Genomic DNA, 24873 nt, shown 5'->3' with positions numbered 1-24873 from the left:
CCTTCGCGTCGCGCTCCTCGGCCCGTTTCGGTCGACCGCACCGTCACGTCTTCGCACGGAGAGAAACGAAACTCTTTGTTTGATTACTATATTTATTGTTCTAACAGTCGTGTACGTTTCTGGACTCGGCCGTGACGTTCGTCTACGACCGTTCGGCGTGGGTCACGTCACCGTCGTAGACGACCCCGCGTTCGGCGTCGAGGGTCACCACGTCGCCGTCCCGGACGGTGGGGTCGAGCGGCGCGCCGCTCACCATCGGGATGTCGAGTTCCCGCGCGACCATCGCGGGGTAGCCGGTCATCCCCGGCCGGGCGTCCACGATGCCGACGAGTTTCGAGGGGTCGCCGGTGAACTCGCCGTCGAACTCGGGGTCGATGGCCAGCACCGACCCGTCTGACACGTCCGAGAGGTCGCCGTCTTCGGTCCGGACGACGGGTCCGGCGATGCGACCCCGGACGACGCTTCGACCGGTCGCAATCGTCTCGGCCGCGACGTGGACCTTGAGCGTGTTCGTCGTGGACGTGCCCTCCAGTTCCGACATCATACCGGAGAGGACGACCACGGTGTCGCCGCTGTTGGCCACGTCGGCGTCGAGTGCGGCCTGCACGGCGTCCTCGATGACGTTATCGACGCCCGAGGACAACGGCGTGTACTGGGCGTTGACGCCCCACGACAGCGCCAGTTGGCGGCGCACCTCGTCGTTGGGCGTGGTAGCGACGACCGGGACCTGCGGTCGGAACTTCGCCACCTTCAGCGCGGTGTATCCGGATTCGCTCGCTGCGACGATGGCCGACGCGCCGATGTCGCGGGCGAGGTAGCGGGCCGACCGCGCCAGTGCGTCGGTCCGGGCGTCCTCGGCCGCCGGGACGCGCTGTTCGCGGATTTCGTCGTACTCGCCGCTCATCTCGACCTCGCGGACGATGCGGTCCATCGTGTCGACGACTCGCACCGGGTCGTCGCCGATGGCCGTCTCGCCCGACAGCATCACCGCGTCGGTGCCGTCTAGCACCGCGTTCGCCACGTCGGAGGCCTCCGCGCGCGTGGGCCTGCGGGCGTGAACCATCGAATCCAGCATCTCGGTCGCGGTGATGACAGGCGTGCCGGTCTGTTGGCACTTCCGGATGATGCGCTTCTGGATCATCGGCACGTCTTCGAGCGGGCACTCGACACCGAGGTCGCCGCGTGCGACCATTACGCCGTAGGCGGCGTCCACGATTTCGTCCAGGTTCTCCACCGCGCCCCTGCGCTCTATCTTGGCGACGATGGGGATGTCCGCGCCCAACTCCTCCAGCACTTCGTTGACCGCCAGCACGTCCTCGGCGCTCCGGACGAAACTCGCGGCTACGAAGTCGGCGTCCTTCTTGGCGGCGAGTTCGAGGTCTTTACGGTCTTTCTCCGTCACCACGTCGAGGTCGAGGTCCACGCCGGGGACGTTGACGCCTTTCCGACTGCTCAGGTCGCCGCCGCTCTCGACGTGGGCGACGACCACTCCGCCGTCACCGTCTGGCCCCTCCTCTACCTCCTCGACGGTCGTCTCGATGCGACCGTCGTCCAACAGCACCTTGTCGCCGGGTTCGACGTTGTTGATGGAGTAACTCAGTCCGACCTCCTCGGGCGTAGCGGTGTCGCCTTTCACGAATCGGACGGTCGAACCGGTGTCGAGGTGAATCGGTTCCTCGACCTCCGCAGTTCGGATTTCCGGCCCCTGGAGGTCGACCATCACCGCGAGCGGGTCGGCCGTCGTCTCGTCCACCTCTCGGATGTGGTCGATGAGTTCGGCGCGGTCCTCTCGCGTCCCGTGACTGGCGTTGAGTCGGGCGACCGCCATTCCAGCGTCGGCCAACTCCCGGATCGTGCGTCGGGAGTCGGAGGCCGGTCCCAACGTACAGACGATTTTCGCGTTTCTCATGGGTCCGGATAAGTCCGACCGGGCCAAAAACCCCCGGTGAACGCACCGAGATTCACTCGCTTCCGAGTTGTTCTGATTACGGGTCGTTCCACTAGCCACAACCCCTTATTGTACCGCTCTCGAAGAGAACAGATATGCCAGAATACGCCTCCCTCGTGGACGTGCGGACGGACTTTCAGAACGTGCAGGAACTCACGTCGGTCTGGGGGGACATCCGGTCGGACCTCGAAGACCAGAACGCCGACCTGAAACACACCTACGCCATCCTCGGCGAGTACGACTTCCTCGTCGTCATGGAGGCTCCCGACCGCGACGCGGCGTATCAGGCCGGAGTCGCGCTCGAGCGCCACGGGCTGAACGCCCAGACGATGGAGATAATCCCGACGGAGGAACTGGCGCAGGTCGTCGACGACCTCTGACTCGTTCGCGCTCGGTTTTCCGCAGTCTCCTTCGAGAACGACGAAGCCTCGGCTATCCGCGACTGAAGAACTGAGAAACTAGTGCCGCAGAAGTACAGAACGCTTACAGCAGACCCGTCTTCTGGAGCTTCATGAGGTCCTCGGTGTCGAGGGTCTCGCCGTCCTTGAACTGCTGGTAGATCTCCTCGGCCTCTTCCTTGGCCTCTTCGCGCTCCTTCTCCTTCTCGGACTTGCGCTCTTCCTCTTCCTGCTTGTCGAGTTCGCGCAGGCGCTTCTGGACGCGCACGAAGTCCTCGTGGTGCTGGTCGGCCGCTTCCTGGGCCTCGACGAAACTCTCGTGCATCTCGTCGGCCTCGTCGCGGATCTCGTCGGCTTCGCGGTAGGCCTCGATCATCTGGTTGTGATGCTCTTGGGCCTTGTCCGCGAGTTCCGTGACCTTCTCGTGGTGACGGCTCGCTTCGGCGCGGACCTCTTCTGCTTCCTCGACGAGTGCTTCGAGGTCTTCGCTCTCTTCGAGCTTCTCCTTCCGGGCCTGGAGCTTCTCGCGCTTGTCCTCGATTTTCTCGATGAGTTCGCGCTCCTCCTCGGTGGAGAGGACCTCGGTCTGTTGCTTGAATTCGAGGTCCTCGATTTCGGATTCGAGTTCCTCGATGTCCTTGCCCTCGTCGAGTTCGAGGTCGGACTTCTTCTGCTCGACCTCGTCGAACAGTTCGTTGGCCTTCGCGTTGAGCTCGTTGCGGCTCTCCTTGTGTTCCTGAACCTGCTCGTTGAGCTCGTCGCGCTTCTCGCGGTGCTCCTGGGCCTCGTCGACCTTCTCGCGGGTCTTCGCGTTCAGGTCGTCGCGCTTGGACGCGCGCTTGCTGGCCTTCTGGTTCAGCTCGTTTCGTCGGTCTCGGAGCTGTCCTGCAAGTTTGATTAGTTCGCCTTTCGACTTGTTCTGAAGTTCCTCTTCTGTTACACTTACCATGCTAATTTAACCTCGATTCCATGCCCGCCTCGGCGTTCGGCGTTCCAGTAAACGACAGCAACTGCTGTCTACAACTGGCAATCGACCGGTGACAATAGTCCCATGTCATTTGTCGCGCGATGCTTGCCGAACGCTCGTGGCGTTCTGGTATCTGCAAATATTGGCTGTGGCTATATAAATGTTGCGTCGGTTCGAGGCGTGAAAACCGTTCACACGCCCGCTAACGCCCGTGTAAGGCCTTCCCACACTCTTCGGTGGGTTATAAACCTGGCTTGGGGCTACAGCCGGTAGACGTTTCGGACGGCCCCGTCGGCCCGCCCGAAGGACATTTCGACCGACTCGGCGTCGGCCGGGACGGTCATGTTTCCGGCGCCTTCGCGGCCGTATGGTTCGACCTCCACGTCGGTCCCGCCGGTTCGGTCGCCCGCGGACCACGAGACCGTACCCGACACGGTTTCGGGCGTGTCGTTGAGGACCGTCAACTCTCGCGTCTCCCCGCCCGCCGGATAGGCGTCGAGGACGACTTGCACGGGTTCCAGCGAGGCCGCCATCGCCTCGTAGCCGGCCTTCTCGCTCCCGTCGGCCGACAGTACGCCCATGCCAGCCCCGGCGTCGGCGTCCCGGAGCGCGTCGGCCGCCAGCAGACCGGTCCCCCGGCGGCGGAGCGTCTCGGTCACGCTCTTGAGGACGCGGGTCTGATACGCCTGCGAGGCTTCGACCGCGGAATCGCCGTCGCTGGACTCGACGTAGGCGTCGTGGGCGTCGGCGTCGAATCCGGCGGCGTCGTGGCCGTCCTCCGCGGTGAGCGACCCCGCACCGAATCCGCCGACCGCGCCGTCGCAGTCGTACCTGTCGAGAACCCACTCGGCGTCGCTCTCGTCTCCGTAGTCCCACCCGGGATAGACGTGGGCGGCGTCGGGGTCGATACCCGGCGCGCCAGAGACGGGGAACACCACCGCGTCGTCGGGGAACGCCTCGGCGAGATCGCGGTCCGCGGCGGCGTCGTAGCCCGCGCGCCACGCCCGCCACCGAACCTTGTAGCGAGCGAGTCGGGACGGGCCGACGCCCGCGAGGTGGTCGGTCGGGTCGGACCGGACGCCGAACGCGGCCACGCAGGGGTGGCGTTCGACCGACGTCGAGAGGGTTCCGGCCAACTCGGTCGCGCGGTCGGCGTCGCTTCCGGCCGACTCGCCGGACCCGTCTGAACCGACGAGCGGGAGGTCCTGCCAGACCAACAGTCCCGCCTCGGCGGCGGCCTCGTAGAACTCCGCGGGCGGGACGTGGCCGTACGCCCGGACGAAGTTGGCGTTCGCGTTGGCGGCCCGCTCTACGTCCCACGTCGGGTCGCCCGTGGGGAGGAGCGAGAACCCGCGCGCTCGGACCTGTTGGCCGTTGACGAGTAGTCCGTCCTCGCCGCGTCGAACGTCCGAGAGGCCGGTCTTCACGACCCGTTCGGAGTCGCCGAGTCTCGCCCGGACCGCGTATCGGTGCTGGGGACCGTGCCCGGCGGGCCACCAGTAGGCCGGGTCTCGGAGTTCGAGGCGCTTCTCGACGGTCGCTCGCTCTCCGGCGTCGGCCTCGATTCGGGCGCGCTCCATCACGCCGCCGCCGCGGAACCCCTGCGGGCGCACCGATAGCGAGACGCGGTCGTCGAGCGACTCGCCCGCTTCGACCGTCAACTCGGCGTCGATGACCGCCCCGTCGTCGGTTCGTCGCGGCGTCAGCGAGAGCGCGTCGATGAACGTATCGGGATGGGTTTCGAGGTCGGCGGCCCACCAGATGCCGGGGACCGCGCACTCGTCGGGCACTCGGTCGGTCGCGTAGACTCCGCCGAACGTCTCGGGTGCGCGGCACTCTACGACCAACTCGTTCTCGGCGTCGAGGTCGAGTTCGTACCGTGCGGGGACGAAGTAGGCGTCGTGTTCGCCGAGCGACTCGCCGTTCAGCCAGATGCGGGCGTGGGCGAACAGCCCCCGGAGTTCGAGGGTCGCGCGCTCGTCGGCGTCGCGGGGGTCGGAGAACTCGGTTCGGTAGGCCACGGCGTCGGCGTCGGCGAACCGCTCGGGGCGGCCCGGGACCTCGACGGGGTGCCACTCCTCGGGGGACGGCGGACCGTCGCCCGCGGACGGTTCGACTGCCGCACCCGTCCAGTCGGTCAGAGACATACAGGGGGAACTAAACCCACACCAGATAGGTTTTACGTCCCGCGGCGCACCACTTTCACTTTCACTTTCACTCCGGCCTTGGCTCAATTTAAGTAGGATGGCGGGACAACCGTCTGGTATGCTCGAAGACCTGCGGTGTGTCTGCGACGCGCGCAACTGCCAGCGCACGCTCGGTGAGAACGAGTTGATGCTCCGGATGACGACGGAGGCGGGCGAGCGCTGCGCCTACGAGTGCGCCTGCGGCGCAGTCACGGTGACCGTGGTTCGATAAGCGCCGAACGCCGCCCGAACCCTCCACGGCGTCCTCGGCAGTCCCCGGCGGTCAGTCCTCCCACCTTCGGTCAGTCTTCCGACCGCGCCTCCAGCAGTCCCGCGAGTTGTTCGGCGAACCCGGACAGCACTGCGGTCCCAAGCACTGCGACGACGAGCGCGCCCGCCGAGTCGAACACGAGGTCGAGCATCGTGTCGTCGAGACCGTACTGCGTGAGGATGCCGGGAACGCCGAGCGCGGCCGCCGCCAACCCCGTAAAGAACTCCACGAGTTCCCAGAAGACGCCGAACGCCATCACGAACAACAGGAGGTAGACGAACAGGAACTCCGGCGTGAGGTCCACGTCCACCGAGTGCTCGTCCACCGCGCGAGCGCCAGCGTACCCGGCGGCGGCGACGACCGACGACGAGAGCGTGTGGGTGACGTGGTCCCACCACCAGAGCGACTGGTAGAGACTCGCGTCGATGCCCGGAAGCGGGACCGTTCCGAGCGCGTGGAGGAACACCGCGGCGGTTATCCAGAGGGTGAGTCCGACGCCGAGCGTGAGTCCGTAGTCGCGCTCCAGAATCGCCGGGAGTTGCGTGACCGCGACTCCGACCACCGCGTTGACGACGACGCCGAGGTTCCGATGCCAGAGTCCGACGGCGAGGATGGCGACGAGAGCGAGTTCCATCGCGCGGACCAACTGGCGCTGGCGGGACTTCCCGAGAGCGAATCGCTGGCGCACCGTCATTCGACCGCCTCCTCGGATTCGACCGTCGCACCGAGCAGGTATCGCTCGAAGACGAGCGCGCTGAGGACTCCTGCGACCGTCGCGGTCACGAACCCCCACATCAACTGTTCGTTGGTGTCGAGAAAGCCACTGTCGAAACTCGAGTCGAGCGTCCACTGGAACACGGCCCAGAACCCGGTCAGTCCCATCGTCGCCACGACGACGAAGAAGGTCGTGAACGCCGTCGAGAGTCGAACGTCGGTCAGGAGATGTACGTCGAGGACCGCCACCAGCGCCAGCGTCGCCACGCCGACGAACACCGCGAACGTCACGGCGACGCCCGACCCGTACGCCCTGACGAACGCTGGCGAGGCGCTGATAGCCAGAAGCCCCCACGGATACGTGCGGGCCCAGTCGCCTTCGACGAACGTCGGAACGGCCGCCACGCCGGCGAACAGGAGCGCCATCGCGGCGGCGACGAGTCGGAACGACGCGAGACTATCGAGTGCAGTCACCGCGAGACTCCCGACGACGACCCACGCGAGCGCCGCGTTAGCCCGACCGTCTCGGACGAATCGCTCGGGTTGGAGTTGTGGCACGGTCGTCACCTGATGCGCGACGAGAGAACGACGCCTCCCAACAAAACGATACGGATTGGAAATCCTGGTGACGTGTCGAAGCTGTCGGCCAGCGGAGCAACGGTCTCGATGGATTTCCGGCGGTTCAAGTGCCTGCTGTCGGAACAAACGTCCATGAAAGAGGTCATTCACGCGCAGGGCCACGAGAACGTCTCGGCCGCCCACGCCAGCACGTTCGAGGTGACGACCGACGACTACCTGACGCCCGCGGGCGACTGCATCCTCGGTATCGAGGCCGACCGCGCCCCGGCCGACTTCGACACCGAGTTCGTCGCGGCCTGCCAGCACGCGGACGCGACCATCACCGCCACGTTCGAGGCCGACGGCCACCGCGAGACGGTCACGGGCCGAGGCGACCCGGACCTGACCTTCGAGAACGACCGGAGCGCCGTGGGCCGGACCAGCGACTACGTGGACGACCGTACGGTTCTCGTCGGTGCCGAGTTCGCCGCAGAGGGGTTCGACGGGGAGTTGGTCGCGGCGCTCGCCGAGGGGGCCGACCTGACCGTGACGCTGACGGTCGAACGCGGCGAATGAACCGACAGACGTGGGCGGTCGTGGCGAGAGTCGTCGCGCTCGCCGGGGCCGCGGGCGTCGCGGTCGGTGCGTGGCTTCCGTGGCTGGTGGTCCGACCGGGCTACGACGGTCGGGTCCCGGCCGTCCACCTGTCGGGGATGGACGCGGGTTTCGCGGGACTCGACTGGTTCGCGCTCCTCGCGGCCGCGATTGCCCTCCTCGGCGTCCTCCCCGTCGAACTCGCGCCCGTCTCGATTCCCGGACTCGGCGGCCCACGGGCCGCGGTCGTGACGACGATTGCGGGCGGGTTCGTCGCGGCGCTCACGGTGTTCTCCCTGCTCTCGAACGGCTTCTTGGGCGTGTTCGTCCCGGCCGCGGGGTTCTACCTCACCGCGCTCGGGGGCGTCCACCTGTCGGTCGGCGGCGCGCTCCGCCTCTACGCCATCGGTGGTTGATCGGCCGAGACGAGCAATGTATTCGAGCCTTTGAGGCTCATATTCATTTCTTTGAAGTGTGTTTAGGAGTTCCATCTTCGGGTTCGACCACGACCGAGAACTCCGTCTCCGACCCCGCCGGGAAGTTCGACTCTAGTCGGGGAGACGCTGTTCGAGGCCGAACTCGACGTCAACTGGCAGGGCGTCGAGCTGACCGACGAGTTGCTGTTCGTCTCTGGAAGCGACGTCTCCGGGGAGTTCGTCGGTGCGTTCCGACCGGAAAGCGGAATCATCGAGTGGGAGACTCGAAGCGAGGTCGGTGAGAAGTCCCTCGAAGCGGGTAGAGAGATTCTCACCTCCACCGACTGGGGGCCCGGAAGACGACCGGCCGGATACGTTCACTGCTCGCGGTCCACTTTCGGGGACGAGTGGCGGTCTGGCTGTTCGTCGTTCCCGCACTCACGCTCGCCCACGAGTTCGGTCACGCGGCCGCAACGCTCGCATTCACCGACGGGAGCGCCACGTTCGTCGTGGGTGGCGAACGCTGGCGGTGGACGAGAGGCCGTATCGCGGTCAGATTCGGCCTTGGCGGCTGGCGGCGGTGGTGGTACGGGTTCTGTCGGTACGAGACGCTCCCGAACGGGCGGTGGCGGGAACTCGCCGTCCACCTCGCCGGACCCGCCGCGACGACGGCGGCCCTCTCGGTCCTCGTGCTCGCCACTTCGGTCGCAGACGCCGCGTGGGCACGGTTCGGGCTCCACGCGGCGTTCTGAAACTGCCTGTTCACGCTGGTCGTGACGGTCGTTCCCGTTCGCTATCCCGACTCGTGGGGACCGTACGGCGACCATCCGAGCGACGGGTTGCAGGCGTGGCGGGCGCTCGCGGGCGACCCGGGCGAGTAGCCGACCGTTTTAATCTCCTCGCGTCCCCAGTTTCGACCATGAGCGAGGAGCCGGACGCAACCGAGAACGCCGAACCCGCGGAGAACATCAGCGGTGGCGACGGCGAAGCGAGTTCGCTCGCGGAGTTCGCCGCCGGAGAACCGGCCACTCGCGCCGAGGCGGTCGTGGACCGACTCGGGGGCCTCTACTGGCAGAAGACCTACGGCGGACGCGACGCCTTCGAGTGTCTGGTCCGGACGATTCTGAGCCAGAACACCAGCGACGTGGCGAGCCAACCCGCCCACGACGCGCTGATGGACCGCTACGGGTCGGCAGACGGCGAGGAAATCGACCTCGCCGTGGCGCTCGCCGACGCCGACCGCGACGAACTCGCCGACGTGATTCGGCCCGCGGGCCTCTACAACCAGAAGGCCGACGTGCTGACTTCGGTCGCGGCGAGAGTGCTGGACGAGTACGGAAGCGCGGCCGAGTTCGACGCGTTCGTCAGGGAGGCCGACCCCGAGGAGGTCCGCCCCGCCCTGCTCGACATGGGCGGCGTGGGACCCAAGACCGCCGACTGCGTGCTGCTGTTCTCCGGCGGGCGGTCCGGCGTCTTCCCGGTCGATACCCACGTCCACCGCATCTACCGGCGCTTGGGCATCGCGCCCGCCGACGCCGACCACGAGGCGGTCCGGGCCGTGCTGGAACGGGAGGTGCCCGCCGAAAAGTGCGGGTTCGGTCACACAGCGAGCATCCAGTTCGGCCGGGAGTACTGCTCGGCGCGGAGACCAGCCTGCTTGGACGGCCTGGACGAGTGCCCCGTATCCGACCTCTGCGACCGGGTCGGCGTGAACGTCGAAACCGGCGCAGTCGTGGACCCCGCGGACGCCGAGTGAACTATCCTCCCCGTCCGCTTCCTCTCGTTCGGCCTCTTTCTATTCAGTTACTCCCGGTTCGGCCCCTTCCCGTCCGGCCTCCCCACGTTCGGTCTCGGCCAGCAGATGGTCCCGGAGGTGGCGCACGTCACGGCGCTCGCGGTCGCGCCACGGCAGAAAGAGGAGTTTCCGCGCCCGCCTGCGGAGGAACGACAACAGATACGCCACCTGTCTGTCGGTGAGCGTGACGGTCCGGGTGGCCCCGGCGGTTTCGGCCGTCTCGTCCTGCTGGCGCTCGATTCGCCGCCGGAGGTCGTGAACGAACTCCCACTCGGCGGACTTCGACCGGAGCGCGTACTGGAGTCGGTTCTCGCGCTCGCGGAGCCAGTTCGTGAGTGCGTACCACTCCTCGGCTTCGAGGGTCAGTTCCGCCATCGGGTCTGATAGGTTTTCGAGGGCGGGACTTTTGCCGTTTCGGGCGTTAGAGGATGCAAATGCCCCCGGAGGTCACCATAAGTATCGACCCCCACGTCCACTCGGAGGGGTCGTACGACGGCCACGAACCCGTCGAACTCCTGTTAGCGCAGGCCAGCGACATCGGTCTGGACAGTATCGTGGTGACTGACCACGACACGATAGACGAGTCGCTCCGGGCGGCCGAACTCGCCCCGGAGTACGGACTCGTCGGCATCCCGGGCGTCGAAGTCTCGACCGCCGCGGGCCACCTGCTGGCAATCGGCGTCGAGGAGCGGCCCGAACCCCACCGACCGCTCGCCGAGACGGTGGCCTCCATCCGGGACGCGGGCGGGGTCGCGATCGTTCCCCACCCGTTCCAGCGGACCCGCCACGGAATTCGCAAGGGCCGAATCTCCGACTGCGACGCCATCGAAGTGTACAACGCGTGGATATTCACGGGCTACCGGAACCGGCGCGCGCGCCAGTTCGCGGTCCGCAACGACTACCCCGGCGTCGCCGCGAGCGACGCCCACTCCTCGAAGTATCTCGGCCGGGCGTACACCGAACTCACCATCGAGGGCGCGTCCTCGACGGCGGAAATCGACCGCGACCGGATCGTGGCGGCGCTCGCCGACGGCGACGCAGAGATTCACGGCCGACGACAACCCTTCCGGCGGAGCGTCCGTCACTACGCGTGGGGTGCCGGACGGAAGGTCGGCCACGGCGTCGCCGCCAGTATGCCGAGCTTCGCGCGATTCTGAACGCGGCTTTCCGGGAGTCGTCTCGGTTTCCGGTACGTTCGCCGTATCGCTCTCGACTCCGCGTCTCCGACTCCTCACCCCGAACTCCACGTCCGCTGTTCGTACCTCAGAACCCGGTCACGTTCCCGCGAGCACGAGGGTTTTTAACGCGGGACCGTCTGGATTCAGATACGCGACATGAGTACGCTGGTAGTGTGCGTCGACCGCGACGACGACATCGGGCTCAAGACCGGTCTCGAAACCCCGGTCGCCGGGTGGGAAGCGGTCCGGTCGCTCGTCACCGAGGTCGGTCTCGCGGACCCGGAGGACTCCAGCGTCAACTGCCTGCTCGAATCCCTGCGGGTCGCTCGCAACTTGCGGGACGACGACGAGGAGGTCATCGTGGCGGTCATCTCCGGGGCCGCGGAGACGATGGTCGGCCGCGACCGCGCGGTCGCCGACCAGATGGACGACCTCATCGCCGACTACGACCCCGACTCGGCGGTCGTCGTCATCGACAGCGCGCAGGACGAGCGACTGGTGCCCATCGTCGAGAGTCGGGTGCAGGTCGACGCAGTCGACCGCGTGGTCGTCCGGCAGGCCCGCGACATCGAATCGACCTACTACCTGCTCAAGCAGTTTCTCGCCGACGAGGAGTTGCGCCAGACCGTCCTCGTCCCGGTCGGGGTCGCACTGCTGGTGTTCCCCATCCTCCTGATGGCGGCGGGGCCGGCGACCGCCATCGCCTCCATTACCGCGGTCATCGGCCTGTTCGTCCTCTACAAGGGACTCGGCGTGGACGAGTACGTGGCCGACCTGCCCGGCGAGATCAAAGACGCGCTCTACTCCGGCCGGGTCTCCATCGTCACCTACGTCGTCGCGGCCGGCCTGTCGCTCATCGGCGTGTTCGCCGGGGCGCTCCGCCTCTCGAACCCCTCGGCTCCGACCGGTGGCGTGCTGATGCCCGCGATGGCGTTCGCGTTCGCCAGCGTGCCGTGGCTGGCCGCGGCGGCGCTGGCGGCCTCGACCGGCCGACTCCTCGACGAAATCATCCGCAACGACCGGGTTCGCAACTCCTACCTCAACCTCCCGTTCGGCGTCCTCGCGGTCGGACTGGTCGTTCGGGGATTCTCGGCGTACTTCCTCCAGCGCGAGGAGTACGTCGAACCGGTGGTGGTGCCCCACATGGAGTTGGGCAGCCTCTCGGTCGAGCGCATCGTCCTCCTTCCGGGGACGCGGATGGCGCTGTTCGTCGTCGCGGGCGTGGTGGTGAGCCTGCTCGGCGTCCAACTCTCGTCGTACCTCACCGGAACCGCGCTCGGCGAGGAGTTCGAGGACGAGGAACTGGCTGAGTAGCGAATCGTTCTCGTTTCCTTTAGAAATATTCTTAATTGGTAGACAACGAATTATATTTCCGAACAGCCGCGTGTCCGCGATTCGCCGCACCTAAATCCGCCCACCACCGACTCACCGCCATGACCGAAGCACCGTCGTCGGCCGACGACTCTCCCACGAGTGACGGGTCGTGGGTCAGCCTCTTCTCGGGCGGCAAGGACTCGTCGTGGGCGCTCTACCGCGCCCTGGAGGAGGGCCTCGACGTGACGCGACTCGTCACGGTCCACCCCGAGGGCGACTCCTACATGTACCACGTTCCGGCGACTCGACTCGCCTCGCTCGCGGCCGAGAGCGTCGGCATCTCGCTCGTGGAGGTCGAACCCGACGACTTCGAGGCCGACGACGCCGACGAATCGGGCGCGCAGGGCGACGCGGAACTCCGACCGCTCGAAGCGGCCCTGCGGGAACTCGATAGCGACCTCTCGGGCGGCGTCGCGGGCGTGACCGCGGGCGCAGTCGAGAGCGAGTACCAGACCTCCCGCATCGAGGCGATGGCAGACCGCCTCGACGCCGACGTCTTTGCGCCGCTCTGGCAGGAGAACCCCCGCGAACTCGCCGACGCGATGCTCGACGCTGGCTTCGAGATTACGATCATCAGGGTCGCGGCCTACGGACTGGGCGAGTCGTGGCTCGGCCGGACCCTCGACGAAGCGGCGATTGCCGAACTGGAGGACCTGAACGAGAGCCACGGCGTACACATCTTGGGCGAGGGCGGCGAGTTCGAGACGCTGGTGACGGACGGCCCGCACATGGACCGAGCTATCGAACTGGAGTACGAGACCGAGTGGGACGGGACGCGCGGGACCTTGCAGATTACGGACGCGTGGCTCGAAGAGTAGGTTCCGGAGTCGTCTTTTGGGACGGTGTTCCGGTGCGCCCGCAGTAAACGGTCGACGGTCGCCCGTAATCCTTCTCCCCCTGGCTCGTCTTCGAATCTACGATGACCGTCGAAGACCGCCTCCGCGGCGACCCGGAACCGGTTTCCGAAACCGAAGTGATGCGCTACTGGCTGCACGAGGAACTCGAAGACGAGGACGCCGGCCCGAACCCCGACGCGCTCGGCACCGAACCCGCGCTCCGCGAGGAGTTGTTCGAGCGCAAGCCCATCGCCGAGCGCGTGTTCATCCCCGAGCAGGTCGACTGGTACCGCGCCGACCTCTCGGAGGAGGCACTTCGAGACCTCCGGGTAGTCGTCGGCCCTCACGACGAAGACTGGCGGTCGCTCGCCGACGACAACCGAATCGAGTCCATCGCCGAGCGAATCTACGAGACCGACGACGTGGCCGCGCTGGAGGCGGAGTCCGGCAAGGACCTCCGCGAGGTGGTCGAACTCGCCGACGAAATCGAGCGGTCGGGACCGGAAGGTCGACTCGTCGTCCTCGAAGAGGGCGACGACCCGGCTTACGTCGCCGACGGGAACCACCGCGCGACGGCCTACGTTCTCCACCTGCTCCGCGGCGGGGAGTTCGAGGGACAGGAAATGTATCTGGGCGTCAAGGAGTAGCTAGCGTCGGAACGGAGTCGCCACGAGCGGGATTTTCGGCGGCTCTAATCGCCGTTCAGAAGCTGAGTGTGCGCCCCGATTAGGGCACCCGAGAGGTCCATGTTCTCGACGCGGGTCTTCTCGTCGATGATGGAGTCGCGGATGTCGCAGTCCCGAATCGTCGCGTTCGGGAAGACGATGGAGTTGTTGACGCTGGAGTTGACGACCTCCGCGCCCGGCATGACGTGGACGTTCTCGCCGATCGTGGTGTTCTCGACGGTGGCGGAGTCGGCGATCTGGTTCTCGCCGTCGAGTTTCCACCCGACCGCTTCGAGGTAGCTCTCGGGCGTGCCGATGTCGAACCACGCCTCGTCGAAGGTGTAGGCGTACACCGAGTCGCGCTGTTGGAGCCACTGGACGAACCAGCCTGGTTCGTCGGGGTTGTTCCCGCTTTCGAGGTACTCGTCCAACAGCGGGATGTTCTCGGCGGTGAAGGCGTAGCAGGCGATGGAGACCAGCGTGCTCTTGGGGTCGTCGGGTTTCTCCTGGAAGTCCACCACCTCGTCGCCGTCGAGTTCGACCAGTCCGTAGGACTTGGCGCGCTCGCGACTTCCCACGTCGTAGGCCGCCAGCGTCGGCGACTCTTTGGCCTGGAAGAAGTCCACGAAGTCGCTGACGCCGAAGCTGATGAGGTTGTCGCCGGCGATGACGAGGGTGTCTTCGGTGATGTTCTCGCGGTCGAACAGTTGCGCGAGGGCACCGACGACGCCGAACTTCTCGTCCTCCTCGGTCGTGTCTTCGACCGTGAGGCGCGGTTTGTCGAACTCGCTTTCGGCGAGGTGGTCTCGGAAGTCGTCGGCGAACCGCTCGTTGGTCGAGACGTACACCTCGTCGATTCGGTCGTCGGCCTCTAGCTCGGTGAATATCTGGTCGATGACGGTCGAGTCGCCGACCGGCAGGAACATCTTCGGTCGGTGTTTCGTAATCGGCCAGAGTCGCGTCGCGTACCCACCCGCAAGAACGACGGCTTTCATACGACGAGGGACTACCCGACGCGGTAAGTCCTTTTTCATTTACAGAGTCGGACACGACTCGACGGTGCGTCGAGACGCTCACGTCCGTTACAGGCGCGATTCGTGGGACAGTGCGAGTTCTACCCAGTCCGCGACGACCGGCCCGCCGCGGTATCGAACCGTCTCGCTCCGCAGGTCGTACTCCACGACGTTCGCGTCTTCGAGTTTCGGTATGTGATTGTGGTGGAGATTCATCGCGACTCGCTCGTGGTCGTCGGTCGTTTCCTCGGCCAAGTTGTCGGCGACGTGTTCGACGAGTTCGGAGAAGGCCGCAACCTCGTCGTCGATGCCGGTAAGATAACCGAGGACGTGGCGTCGATGTCCGTCGGCGAGGACCTCGAAGAGTTCGTCGAGGTCGGTCTGCGTCGTGATTTGCTCGTCCGAAACGGACGGGCCACCGTCCGGCGTTACCCCCTCTCTTCCCGTCGGTGCGTGTTCGTTACTCATGTTGCGGCGCGCCGACGAATACTTTCTACCGGACCACAAAGAACAGTGGACCTAAACAGCTAGGGTCGGTCGGCGTCTCGGTCGAAGAACGTACAGAGAAGTTCTCGCTGGGCCTTGCGAATGTGTTGATGAAACGTCGGCGACGAGATGCCGAGCGAGGCAGCGATGTCCTCGGCGGTGCTGTCGCGGGGCCACTCGTAGTAGCCCGCGAAGTACGACGCCCGGAGCGCGGTCCGCTGGGCGTCGGTGAGTCGCTGGTCGAGGTCGTGTCGGAACTCGCGGGCGGTCTGGACGTTTCGCTCCGTCTCGCGCTTGGCGGCCAGTTCCACCTCGGGGAACCTCGCCCGAATCTGCTCGACCACGCTCCGCACGTCGGCGTCGGCCGGGAGTTCGGCGACGACGGTGGCCTCGCCGCCCTCGCTTATCGCCTCTTTGGGCTTCGCGCCGTACTCCGAGAGGGTGAGGACGAGCGACGACCCCGACACGGTGAACTCGAACAGCGCGGCTTCCCCGTCGTCATTGACGAGGCGAGCGTCTTCGACCGCGTCCCAGTCGTCGGCGAGGTCGCGGACCGCCTCCGGGTCCACACCGGATATCGCGTCGTAGAACAGGAGGTTTCCCTCCGGCCCCGCGGCCATGCCTTCGAGTCGAATCGTGCAACCCAACTGCTCGGAGGCGACGACGTAGAACGACTCCGAGCCGGTCAGCCGAAACGTCAACTCGACGACGGTGTCCGACAGCGCGAGCCGTCGGTGCTTGACCGCGTTGATAGTGAAGCCGATCACCTCCCCGAGCGCGTCGAACGCGTCGACTTCTCGGTCGCTGAACGCGGAGGGCCTGTCGGTCCCGACCCCCAGGAGTCCGTAAGTCGTGTCGCCGTACCGTATCGGGACGACGATGCCAGAGTGATAGCCGAGGTCGAGGAGCCCCTCCCGAACGTCCTCGGGGAGCGTGGCGTCGTCTCGAATGCTCTGAACGGCCTCGGTCTTTTGGTCGTGGTAGGCGCTGGCTGCCGGTTCGCCGCTGCCCTCGCTCGGGTCGATGGCGTCGATGACCGCCAGCGCCTTCTCGCTCAATCCCGAGCCTGCGACCCCGGTCAACTTCGAACCGGAGGGGTCGGGTTCGCCCGTCCACGCCGTCCGATACAGCTCCGTGTCCACGAGTCGGTCGCAGACGGCCTGCTCTATCTCCGCACGGGTCGGCTCCCCGATGAGGGTCCGGATGACCTCCTGGACGACCTCGTTGATGCGGTCGAGGGTCGCCAACTCGTCGCGTTGGTCCTCCAGCGTGCGCTCGCGGACCTTTCGGTCGGTCACGTCTCGACAGATGGACATCGTTCCGGCGAGGTCGCCGTCGGCGTCGTAGTACGGCGAACACGTCGTCTCGAACACGCGTTCGTCACCGCCGTCGCCGACATCGCCCTCTATCGGAAGCGATTCCTCGAACGTCTCGGTGGTCTCGGCGTCGAGAACCTGCAACTCCTGTTCGCGGAGGTCGCGGGCGCTCACTTCGCCGAAGAGGTCGGCGTCCGTCCGGCCCAGCACGTCCGCTACGTCGCGGTCGAGGAAGTCGGCGGCCGCTTCGTTGGCGAACTGGTACCGACCGTCGGTGTCCTTGACGAGGAGTGCGTCGGGGCTACTCTGGACGATGGCCTCTAACTGTCGGGTGTGTTCCGAAGGCGAGTTGCCGGAGTCGGAGTCACTCATCGACCGATCCGAAATTAAAGAGTCACTCGCAATACATAAAACTACGGCCGCGGGAAAGGGTTATGTCCGACCAGTGGCGACGAGGAGACATGCGCGAGGCCGACGAAACCACCCGCGAGCGAATCGCCGCCCACCTCCGCGAGACGGCCGCCTCGCCGAGCGCGCTGGCCGTGGAGTTCGACGTGACGGCGGGAACCGCCATCGACCACATCCGGCACGTCGCCCAGTCGCTCTCTGCCAACGACGAGCAACTACTGGTCGCACCGCCCGAGTGCCGAGAGTGCGGATTCGACGACTTCGACGACCCCGCCAACCGCCCGTCGCGGTGCCCCGAGTGCAAGAGCGAGTCGGTAGACGAACCGGCGTTCAGAATCCAATAACGTTGCAGTTGCGGTCTGCTGTGGCGGTTTGCGGTCTGTCGTGGCAGTTGGTGGTGCTATTGCGGTCTGCGGTCTGCTGTGGCGGTTTGCGGTGCTGTTGCGGTCTGCTGTTGCAGTGGCGGTGCTGTGACTCCAAGGAGTTGGACCGCGAGCGAGGGAGCAAAGCGACCGAGCGAGCGGACCAAGGAACCCTCGACGGAGCGCCGGAGGTGCGCAGAGCGCACCTCCGAGCGACGGAGGGGGTGACGCAGGGTTTTCATGAAAGTTTTGCCAGGGAGAGCGCGCCTACGGCGCGCTCGACCGCAGCAAAAGTTTCAGTCGAAGCCCAGCGACCGATTCGAAGATAAATCGTACTCCTTGGAGGAGCCGATTTCCACGAATTCGTAGTCGTCGTCGGTGAGGTAGACTGCGCCGTTCTCGACGGCGACCTCGATTTCGCTGAGGACTGCGCCCTCGCAGGGACCGTAGGTGCAACGGCCCGAATCGTCCTCGAAGAGCGCCCCGTGTTTGCCACAGACCAGTTCGCCGTCGCGCTTGGTCGCGCCGCTACCCTTGTCGAGACGTACGTCGGTCCAGTGCTGGCAGTAGTTCTCGTACGCAGTCACCTCGCCCGCCGCGGTCTCGGTCAGAATCGCCTCGCGCTCGTCGAAGCCGTCTCGGACGGTGAACAGGAGCGTCGAGTCGTCGGGAACCTCGGCTACGTCGGCGATACGACTGTCCTCGTCCATCTACTCGCTACTTTCCGACCCGCGCTTTTCAGTTTTCTCATCGCGTACTCCCGAGGCTTCGTAGTAGTCGCGCTCGACGCGAGCGTCGAAGGCGTCGGCGAGTCGGTCGGTGACTGGGCCGGGGCCGAGTTCCGTCGTTTCACCGTCTCGTCCCTCGACCGCCGCGAGCGGCCGAATCTCCCACGTCGAGTTGGTCAGGAACGCCTCGTCTGCGCCTCGGAGGGCGTCGGAACCGTAGGTTCTCTCCTCGACGGGAATCCCCGCCTCGTCGGCGAGTTCGAGGACGACCCGGCGGGTGACGCCCGGCAGAATCGGCCCGTCGAGACTCGGGGTGTGGAGAACGCCGCCTCGGACGAAAAAGAGGTTGCTCGTCGCGCCCTCCGCGAGGTTCGCGTCTGCGTCGAGCATGATGGCCTCGTCGGGCGCGTCGTCCGGGTCGGCACCCGTTTCGTCCGAGTCGGAGTCTGCCCCGTCAGACTCGGCGTCTCCGTCGCCGAGTTCGAGACGTGCGAGAATCCCGTTCAGATAGTTGTGAGTCTTCGCGTGCGCGGGGAGCGCGGCGTCGGGAATCCGGCGGGTCTCGACTACCGCGGCGGTCGCCGGGCCACCCCAGACCGGTCGGCCGCCGCGGTCGGCGCGGCCGCCTCTCGGGAGTTCCGAGACGACGACGACGACCGTCGGGTCCTCGACCGGGCCGGGCGCGAGTTTCCCGGGTTGGACGCCGCGCGAGATGGAGAGTTTGACGTAGGCGTCTTCGAGGTCGTTTCCGGCCAGCGTGTCCCGAATCCGGTCCCTGAGGTCGGCGTCCGACAGACCGTGGTCGAGCGAGAGAGCGCGGCAGGTCCGCCGGAGTCGCTCGGCGTGGGCCTCCCACTCGAAGACGCGGCCGCCGTAGGCCCGGACGGTTTCGAAGGCGGCGTCCCCGTACATGAACCCGCGGTCGCGGACGCTGACGGTGGCGTCCTCGGCGGGCACGAGTTCGCCATCGACGTGGTACTGCATGGTTCAGGATTCGGAGGCGACGGCTTGGGTTTTGCGTTGATGGGTTCGGTCTCGACCAATCCACCGGCAGGCGCTCGGCGACGGAACAAATCGCCGGGTGGAACTGGAAGGGACCGCCCGGTCGCGCCCGAAGGGCGGGGCTTTCTACCGAGTCACTACCGAACCACTCGTGTGCGGAACGAGCGTCCCGTACCTTCATTCAGGTGCGGACCATCAGCCTCGGACATGGACGACGACTCGCCAGTCGAGGAGCGAATCGGGGACGCCCTCCGCGAGGACGATCAGGCCATCGCGGTCGCCGAATCCTGCACCGGCGGACTAATCGGGTCGATGCTGACCGACGTACCGGGGTCGAGCGACTACTTCGACCGGGGGTTCGTCACCTACTCCTACGACGCCAAACTCCGAGACCTCGGCGTCTCCCGCGAGGCGCTGGACGAACGCGGAGCGGTCAGCGAACCCGTCGCGCGCCAGATGGCCCGCGGGGTCCGAGACGCCGCCGGGACGACGTGGGGTGTCGCCACGACGGGCATCGCCGGCCCGACCGGCGGAACCGACGAGAAACCGGTCGGGACGGTGTTTCTGGGAGTCGCCTACGCGGGCGACTGGGGGACCCAGGAGTCCTATTCGACGGTCTCGCGCTACGAGTTCGACGGTACTCGGCAGGAGATAAAGGCGCAGATCGCTCGGCAGGCGCTTCGGGACGTACTGGACGAAATAGAGTCGCAGTAAACTTCGACTCCGCTGGAGTCGTGTCGGTTCCGAATGTCCGTGGTCGGCCCCTTTCGGCCCACCCGGACCTGCGGATGCATCACCGAGCGCGACTCGACCGAACGCCCCGAATTCGTTCGGATTGAGCCGGGAACCGCAAGACGCGCGTCAGACATCGGAGGGAAAGCCTTGAGTCGTCTGCTGAGAAGGAGTCGGACGTGACCGAGGAGAAGCAATGAACAAGGAGGGCCACGTTCTGAACGCAGTGCTGTTGAGTATCGGTCTGGGGTACGTCTTCCACCCCTCGGGCGACGTGCCGACGTTCCGGGCCATCGCCGAGATTTCGGTGCCGGTCGTCCTCGGCGCACTGTTCCCGGACGTGGACACCGCCTTCGGCAAGCACCGCAAGACGCTCCACAACCTCCCGGTGCTGGCGATTTTCTACGCCTACCCCGTCTACTTCGCCAATCTCCACTTCGTCTGGATCGGCGTGGCGACTCACTACGTCCTCGACCTGCTCGGGAGCAAGCGCGGCATCGCGCTGTTCTACCCTTACTCCAAGGAATACAACCTCCCGGTCGGCGTTCCCGTGTCGAGCAAGTGGGCCACCGTGGTCACGGTGGCCGTCTCGGGTGTCGAAGTCGCACTCGTCGCTGCCGTGGTCCACCTCGAACTGCCGATTCAGGACCTCTCGACCACGGTCGCGGGGCTGATCTAGTACACGCCGTCGAACCGGTCGTCGTAGGCGATGTGGTCGGGGTGGGTCGGCGTCATCCCCGAGAGAAAGAGTCGGTCTATCTTCTCGTAGGAGTTCTCCCATCCGAGGTGGGCGAACTCCGCGGCGCACCGAAGCGTGTGGCTCAGTCCCGACCGGCGCACGATTCGTCGCGGCACCTCTTCTTTCAGCGCCGTGACCAGTTCGGCCGCGGAGTCGAACGACCGGTCGAACTCGGTCCACGCCTCGCCGACCGACCCCTTGAGGTGGGCGTACGACGAGGTGAATCCCGGCAGGTCGAACTCGGTCGCCAGTTCCCGCGCTCGTCGGTTGTTGTGCGGCCAGTGCTTGGGGTTGTACGTCTCGACGGCGTCGATTAGGTCGCGGTAGGCGGCTAGGTCGTCGGCCGAGACGCTGACGTTGAGAAATTCGGGGTGCGGTGCGAGAACCGCAGCGTCCTGTCGGGCGAACTCGTCCATCGCGTCTTCGAACGAGATGAAGTCCGGAACCGGGGCGTCGAGACCGAGTACGACGAGGTGCCTGCGGTTCCGCCAGTCTCCGGTGAACACCTCGCGGGCGGGGACCACGAGCAGGTCGTCGTCGGAGAACCGGTCGGCCTCCTCGCGGATTTTCGGCAGGCGCTCGAAGTGCGGCGCGTAGACGATAGCGTCCAGTCCCCGAGCCTTGGCTCGCGCTACTACCTGCTCGTCCAGCACCTTCGCGTGGAAGTCGACGCGGAACGACTCGGCCTCTGTCACGTCTGTGTATTCGTTGCTAGACCCCGCTGTTAACGATTCTGATTTCGGAGGATTAGTTGTCGAACTGTAGCAAATCATAAGGTGGCGAAGCGAGGACGAAGTGTATGGGTGGAACTGACCCGACGCTTCGACCGTTTCTCTGGCGCGCGACAAAACTGTACCCGGACACCGAAATCGTCTCGCGGACCGGACAGGGAATCGAGCGATACGACTACGCCGAGTTCGAAGACCGCACGGCCAAACTGGCCAACGCGCTCAACGCGGCGGGAATCGAGCGGGGCGACCGCGTAGCGACGTTCTGCTGGAACCACCATCGTCACTTCGAGACCTACTTCGGCGTACCGAACTCGGGCGCGCAGTTGCACACGATCAATCCCCTCCTGCCCGACCACCACATCGAATACATCGTCGAGAACGCGACCGACCGACTCCTCTTCGTGGACCCCTCGCTGGTCGAGAAGTTGGAGGGGCCGGCCGACTCTGAGGCGTTCGAGAGCGTCGAACAGTTCGTCGTGATGGGCGACGCGGTGCCCGACACCTCGCTGGAACCCGTGACCGACTACGAGTCGTTCGTGGGCGAGGAGTCGGCCGACTACGACTGGCCGGACCTCTCGGGCGACACGAAGGCCGGGATGTGCTACACCTCCGGAACCACCGGCAAGCCCAAGGGCGTCGAGTACACCCAGCAGATGCTCTGGTCGCACACGTTGGCGACCCTGACGCCGCAGGGCCTCGAATTCGACGAGTCCGACGTCATCATGCCGGTCGTGCCGATGTTCCACGTCAACGCGTGGGGGATGCCGTACTCAGCGACAGCGGCCGGGGCCAAGCACGTCTACCCCGGTCCCGCGCCGGAACCCGCGGACCTCGCTTCGCTCATCGAGGAGGAGGGCGTCACGTTCACGGCGGGCGTCCCGACGGTCTGGCTGGGTCTGCTCGAGTATCTCGAGGAGAACGACGCCGACCTCTCGTCGCTCGAAACCATCGTCATCGGCGGGAGCGCCGCGCCCGAGGCGGTCATCCGGCGATTCGACGAGGAGTACGACGTGGACGTGCTGCACGCGTGGGGAATGACCGAGACCTCGCCCATCGGGACGGTCTCGCACCTCAAGGCCGACATGGAGGACTGGGACGCCGACCGACGCTACGAGAAGCGCGGCAAACAGGGTCTGGTCGTGCCCGGACTGGAGTTCAAGGTCGTGGACGACGACGGCGAGGAGGTGCCGTGGAACGGCGAGGACTTCGGCGAACTCTACATCCGGGGACCGTGGGTCACTCGGGAGTACTTCCAACGTCCCGAGGCCAACGAGGAAGAGTTCGAAGACGGGTGGCTCAAGACCGGCGACGTGGTGACGGTGGACCGCGACGGCTACATCAAAATCGTGGACCGCGCCAAGGACGTCATCAAGAGCGGCGGGGAGTGGATTTCCTCGCTCGAACTGGAGAACGCGCTGATGGGCTACGACGACGTGGCCGAAGCGACGGTCATCGGCGTGCCCCACGAACGCTGGCAGGAGCGCCCCGTCGCGTTCGTGGTCCCGGTCGAGGGTGCCGACGAGGACGCCCTGAGCCAGACCATCATGGCCGACATCCGCGAGGAGTACCCGCGCTGGTGGGCACCCGACGAAGTGGTGTTCATCGACGAGGTGCCAAAGACCGCGACCGGGAAGTTCGACAAGAAGGTCCTGCGCGAGGAGTACAGCGACGAGTCGCTCGTGGAAGGGTCGGTGCCCGAGGAGGCCGCGCCCGGGGAAGACGGCGAGTAGGTCGGACTCGAAAGTCCTGCTCACCGACTACTCTCGACATTTTACCGATCGTCCGACGCGCGCTGACGTCGTCGGAAGCGTAGCGACCGACTGCCCGGAAGACACGGTTCCTCTTCCGACGTGCGCAGTTCTGCGCGCGAGGGAAGCGGGCGGCCGCGGATGTAGCCGCTTGAGGGGGGCAGTGGGAGGCCCGCGGTTGCAGGGCGGTGCTGTGCGGTTGGGGTGACTCCGTGGCTCAAGTCCGAAGCTAGCGTCCGCTGGCTCTCCCATTTTCGCCCTCAAGTGTTCACACCGTCACGTATTCTGAGATAGCCCCGAAGTATATCCTCGCGCAGGCCTTCCAATCCCCATGGAACTCCTCGTAGACGACATCGTTCCCGAGTACGCCCGCGAAGTCAAGCACGAGGCCCGCGAGTTCGCCGACGAACACGTCGCGCCCAACGCCGAGGAGTACTTCCGCGACGCCACCTATCCCGAGGACGTCCTCGAAGCGGGGCAGGACGCCGGACTCGTCGCCCAGGACATCGGCGAGGAGTGGGGCGGCCGGGGCCTCGACGTGGTCCAGATGCTCGCCGTGGCCGAGGAGTGGTTCCGGGCCGACGCCGGAATCGCGCTCTCGCTCCAACTCGCCAGTTTCGGCGCGGAAATCGTGGAGAAGTACGGCACCGACGACCAGCGCGAGGAGTACCTCCGGCCGGTCGCGGAGGGCGAGGCGATTACGGGCCTCGCCGTGTCGGAACCCGACACCGGAAGCGACCTGTCGGGGATGACCACGACCGCCGAGAAGAGCGACGACGGCGACGAGTGGGTGCTGAACGGCGAGAAGTACTGGATAGGCAACGGCGTCGAGGGCGACTGGCTCACGGTGTACGCCCGGACGGGCCACGACGAGGACGACCGCTACGGCAACCACTCGCTGTTCATCGTGCCGACCGACGCCGCGGGGTACGACGCCGAGCACATCCCCGAGAAGATGGGGATGCGCGCGAGCAAGCAGGCCCACATCGTCTTCGACGACTGCCGGATTCCCGAGTCGAACCTCGTGGGCCACGAGGGAGCGGGGTTCATGATGCTCGCGGAGTTCTTCAACTTCGGTCGGGTGGTCGTGTCGGGCCACGGTCTCGGTCTCGCCGCCGCCGCAATCGAGGAGGCGTGGGCGTTCGTCCACGACCGCGAGGAGTTCGGCCGCACTATCGCGGACTTCCAGGCGGTCCAGCACGGGTTGGCCGACATGCGCATGGAGTTCGAGGCCGCCCGCGCGCTGACCTACCGGGCCGCCGAGAAGGTCCGCGACGGCGAGAACCCCAGCCTCTGGGCCGCGATGGCCAAGACCAAGGCCACCGAGACCGCCACCGACTGCGCCGAACAGGGGATGCAGTTCCACGGCGGCCGCTCGATTCTGACCGACCGCCGCATCGCACGGGTGTACCGCGACGTGCGCATCCCGGTCGTCTACGAGGGCGCGAACGAGATACAACGAAACCTCATCTATAGACAATCGTAAATATTTCTTTCGGGAGTATCTTCCGTCGTTAAGTGATGGTTTTGTTTGTTCGTCTCGGCGTTATCGTTTCCGAGGCCCTGCTGGTGCGACTCCGGTCCGATTGGCTCTACGATAGCCGTCGTCGAAGAAGTCACAATCGTGAACGGCTTTCGAGGTGGTCGGTGTCGTCGTCGCGTTTCCGGCGGATTGCGTCACCGAGCGCCCTATCCTGCCACCCGGTCG

The 24873-nt window shown here is 66.1% G+C and carries 28 protein-coding genes; 15 read left to right on the top strand and 13 right to left on the bottom strand.

The window, feature by feature from the left end:
* Positions 1-142: 142 nt before the first annotated feature.
* On the bottom strand, positions 143-1909 hold the full coding sequence (gene pyk / locus E2484_RS02595) for a pyruvate kinase (RefSeq protein WP_137283659.1): 1767 nt from the start codon (positions 1907-1909) through the stop codon (positions 143-145).
* A 134-nt stretch (positions 1910-2043) separates the two neighbouring features.
* Here pyk and E2484_RS02590 point away from each other — a divergent pair, with 134 nt between their 5' ends.
* Entirely contained in the window at positions 2044-2328 is a 285-nt protein-coding gene (locus E2484_RS02590) for a GYD domain-containing protein (protein ID WP_137283658.1), read from the top strand.
* Between the two features lie 103 nt (positions 2329-2431).
* Here E2484_RS02590 and E2484_RS02585 read toward each other — a convergent pair whose 3' ends face one another.
* Together E2484_RS02585 and E2484_RS02580 are read right to left on the bottom strand one after the other, a co-directional pair.
* The gene (locus E2484_RS02585) at positions 2432-3295 is read right to left on the bottom strand and encodes a coiled-coil protein (RefSeq protein WP_137283657.1); all 864 of its coding nucleotides are present in this window, start codon (positions 3293-3295) and stop codon (positions 2432-2434) included.
* A gap of 278 nt (positions 3296-3573) precedes the next feature.
* Positions 3574-5460 carry a glycoside hydrolase family 2 protein gene (locus E2484_RS02580; protein ID WP_137283656.1) on the bottom strand — a complete coding sequence of 629 codons (1887 nt, stop codon included), beginning with the start codon at positions 5458-5460 and terminating at the stop codon, positions 3574-3576.
* 118 nt (positions 5461-5578) lie between these two features.
* On the opposite strand from E2484_RS02580, the gene E2484_RS24675 reads away from it, so the two are divergent.
* Positions 5579-5731, top strand: coding sequence for a hypothetical protein (locus tag E2484_RS24675; protein WP_170977213.1), 153 nt, complete (start codon positions 5579-5581; stop codon positions 5729-5731).
* A 70-nt stretch (positions 5732-5801) separates the two neighbouring features.
* Here the strand turns inward: E2484_RS24675 and E2484_RS02575 are convergent, their stop codons facing one another.
* Both E2484_RS02575 and E2484_RS02570 read right to left on the bottom strand, forming a co-directional pair.
* Complete coding sequence (locus tag E2484_RS02575; protein ID WP_137283655.1) at positions 5802-6464, bottom strand: hypothetical protein; 663 nt, start codon at positions 6462-6464, stop codon at positions 5802-5804.
* On the bottom strand, positions 6461-7042 hold the full coding sequence (locus tag E2484_RS02570) for a hypothetical protein (protein WP_137283654.1): 582 nt from the start codon (positions 7040-7042) through the stop codon (positions 6461-6463). Before E2484_RS02570 ends, E2484_RS02575 begins: the two co-directional genes overlap by 4 nt.
* A 153-nt stretch (positions 7043-7195) precedes the next feature.
* Here E2484_RS02570 and E2484_RS02565 point away from each other — a divergent pair, with 153 nt between their 5' ends.
* Positions 7196-7618 (top strand): DUF371 domain-containing protein, encoded by a 423-nt coding sequence (locus E2484_RS02565; protein ID WP_137283653.1) that lies wholly within the window; start codon positions 7196-7198, stop codon positions 7616-7618.
* Positions 7615-8052 (top strand): hypothetical protein, encoded by a 438-nt coding sequence (locus E2484_RS02560; RefSeq protein WP_137283652.1) that lies wholly within the window; start codon positions 7615-7617, stop codon positions 8050-8052. The genes E2484_RS02565 and E2484_RS02560 overlap by 4 nt, the downstream gene beginning before the upstream one ends.
* A gap of 132 nt (positions 8053-8184) precedes the next feature.
* Here E2484_RS02560 and E2484_RS02555 read toward each other — a convergent pair whose 3' ends face one another.
* A complete protein-coding gene (locus E2484_RS02555; protein ID WP_137283651.1) occupies positions 8185-8433 on the bottom strand; it encodes a hypothetical protein in 249 nt (82 codons plus the stop codon).
* A gap of 26 nt (positions 8434-8459) precedes the next feature.
* On the opposite strand from E2484_RS02555, the gene E2484_RS02550 reads away from it, so the two are divergent.
* Together E2484_RS02550 and E2484_RS02545 are read left to right on the top strand one after the other, a co-directional pair.
* A complete protein-coding gene (locus tag E2484_RS02550; protein ID WP_137283650.1) occupies positions 8460-8804 on the top strand; it encodes a hypothetical protein in 345 nt (114 codons plus the stop codon).
* Between the two features lie 167 nt (positions 8805-8971).
* Positions 8972-9808, top strand: a complete 837-nt coding sequence (locus E2484_RS02545) for an endonuclease III domain-containing protein (protein ID WP_137283649.1) — start codon at positions 8972-8974, stop codon at positions 9806-9808.
* Positions 9809-9847: 39 nt separating this feature from the next.
* Here the strand turns inward: E2484_RS02545 and E2484_RS02540 are convergent, their stop codons facing one another.
* Complete coding sequence (locus E2484_RS02540; RefSeq protein WP_137283648.1) at positions 9848-10222, bottom strand: hypothetical protein; 375 nt, start codon at positions 10220-10222, stop codon at positions 9848-9850.
* 59 nt (positions 10223-10281) lie between these two features.
* Here E2484_RS02540 and E2484_RS02535 point away from each other — a divergent pair, with 59 nt between their 5' ends.
* The 4 genes from E2484_RS02535 (at position 10282) to E2484_RS02520 (ending at position 13882) form a co-directional block, all read left to right on the top strand.
* Positions 10282-11004, top strand: a complete 723-nt coding sequence (locus tag E2484_RS02535) for a CehA/McbA family metallohydrolase (protein WP_137283647.1) — start codon at positions 10282-10284, stop codon at positions 11002-11004.
* Positions 11005-11181: 177 nt separating this feature from the next.
* A complete protein-coding gene (locus E2484_RS02530; protein WP_137283646.1) occupies positions 11182-12339 on the top strand; it encodes a DUF373 family protein in 1158 nt (385 codons plus the stop codon).
* Positions 12340-12458: 119 nt separating this feature from the next.
* Entirely contained in the window at positions 12459-13217 is a 759-nt protein-coding gene (locus E2484_RS02525; RefSeq protein ID WP_137283645.1) for a diphthine--ammonia ligase, read from the top strand.
* 101 nt (positions 13218-13318) lie between these two features.
* On the top strand, positions 13319-13882 hold the full coding sequence (locus E2484_RS02520) for a hypothetical protein (protein ID WP_137283644.1): 564 nt from the start codon (positions 13319-13321) through the stop codon (positions 13880-13882).
* A 44-nt stretch (positions 13883-13926) separates the two neighbouring features.
* Here E2484_RS02520 and E2484_RS02515 read toward each other — a convergent pair whose 3' ends face one another.
* The 3 genes from E2484_RS02515 to E2484_RS02505 all read right to left on the bottom strand — a co-directional run bounded on the left by E2484_RS02515 (position 13927) and on the right by E2484_RS02505 (position 17087).
* Entirely contained in the window at positions 13927-14895 is a 969-nt protein-coding gene (locus E2484_RS02515) for a sugar phosphate nucleotidyltransferase (RefSeq protein ID WP_137283643.1), read from the bottom strand.
* Positions 14896-14982: 87 nt separating this feature from the next.
* A complete protein-coding gene (locus E2484_RS02510; RefSeq protein WP_137283642.1) occupies positions 14983-15381 on the bottom strand; it encodes a DUF7344 domain-containing protein in 399 nt (132 codons plus the stop codon).
* A 59-nt stretch (positions 15382-15440) separates the two neighbouring features.
* The gene (locus E2484_RS02505) at positions 15441-17087 is read right to left on the bottom strand and encodes a bacterio-opsin activator domain-containing protein (RefSeq protein WP_137283641.1); all 1647 of its coding nucleotides are present in this window, start codon (positions 17085-17087) and stop codon (positions 15441-15443) included.
* Positions 17088-17176: 89 nt separating this feature from the next.
* On the opposite strand from E2484_RS02505, the gene E2484_RS02500 reads away from it, so the two are divergent.
* Positions 17177-17467, top strand: a complete 291-nt coding sequence (locus tag E2484_RS02500; protein ID WP_137283640.1) for a transcriptional regulator — start codon at positions 17177-17179, stop codon at positions 17465-17467.
* A gap of 314 nt (positions 17468-17781) precedes the next feature.
* On the opposite strand, the gene E2484_RS02495 is transcribed toward E2484_RS02500, so the two are convergent.
* Together E2484_RS02495 and E2484_RS02490 are read right to left on the bottom strand one after the other, a co-directional pair.
* Positions 17782-18195 (bottom strand): Rieske (2Fe-2S) protein, encoded by a 414-nt coding sequence (locus tag E2484_RS02495; protein WP_137283639.1) that lies wholly within the window; start codon positions 18193-18195, stop codon positions 17782-17784.
* The gene (locus E2484_RS02490; protein ID WP_137283638.1) at positions 18196-19197 is read right to left on the bottom strand and encodes an aminotransferase class IV; all 1002 of its coding nucleotides are present in this window, start codon (positions 19195-19197) and stop codon (positions 18196-18198) included. It lies immediately after the preceding gene.
* Between the two features lie 225 nt (positions 19198-19422).
* On the opposite strand from E2484_RS02490, the gene E2484_RS02485 reads away from it, so the two are divergent.
* Both E2484_RS02485 and E2484_RS02480 read left to right on the top strand, forming a co-directional pair.
* On the top strand, positions 19423-19929 hold the full coding sequence (locus E2484_RS02485) for a CinA family protein (RefSeq protein WP_137283637.1): 507 nt from the start codon (positions 19423-19425) through the stop codon (positions 19927-19929).
* Between the two features lie 214 nt (positions 19930-20143).
* Positions 20144-20626: a metal-dependent hydrolase gene (locus tag E2484_RS02480; RefSeq protein ID WP_137283636.1), complete on the top strand. Its 483-nt coding sequence runs from the start codon at positions 20144-20146 to the stop codon at positions 20624-20626.
* On the opposite strand, the gene E2484_RS02475 is transcribed toward E2484_RS02480, so the two are convergent.
* Positions 20623-21381 (bottom strand): PHP domain-containing protein, encoded by a 759-nt coding sequence (locus E2484_RS02475; RefSeq protein WP_170977212.1) that lies wholly within the window; start codon positions 21379-21381, stop codon positions 20623-20625. The two genes, E2484_RS02480 and E2484_RS02475, sit on opposite strands and share 4 nt — an antisense overlap.
* 104 nt (positions 21382-21485) lie before the next feature.
* On the opposite strand from E2484_RS02475, the gene E2484_RS02470 reads away from it, so the two are divergent.
* Positions 21486-23147 carry a long-chain fatty acid--CoA ligase gene (locus E2484_RS02470; RefSeq protein WP_137283634.1) on the top strand — a complete coding sequence of 554 codons (1662 nt, stop codon included), beginning with the start codon at positions 21486-21488 and terminating at the stop codon, positions 23145-23147.
* Positions 23148-23496: 349 nt separating this feature from the next.
* Complete coding sequence (locus E2484_RS02465; protein ID WP_137283633.1) at positions 23497-24651, top strand: acyl-CoA dehydrogenase family protein; 1155 nt, start codon at positions 23497-23499, stop codon at positions 24649-24651.
* The last annotated feature ends 222 nt before the right edge of the window (positions 24652-24873 follow it).

Origin of the sequence: Halorussus salinisoli (genome assembly GCA_005239435.1) — an archaeon.
Lineage (GTDB): Archaea > Halobacteriota > Halobacteria > Halobacteriales > Haladaptataceae > Halorussus > Halorussus salinisoli.
This window is presented reverse-complemented; position numbering and strand designations above follow the sequence as displayed.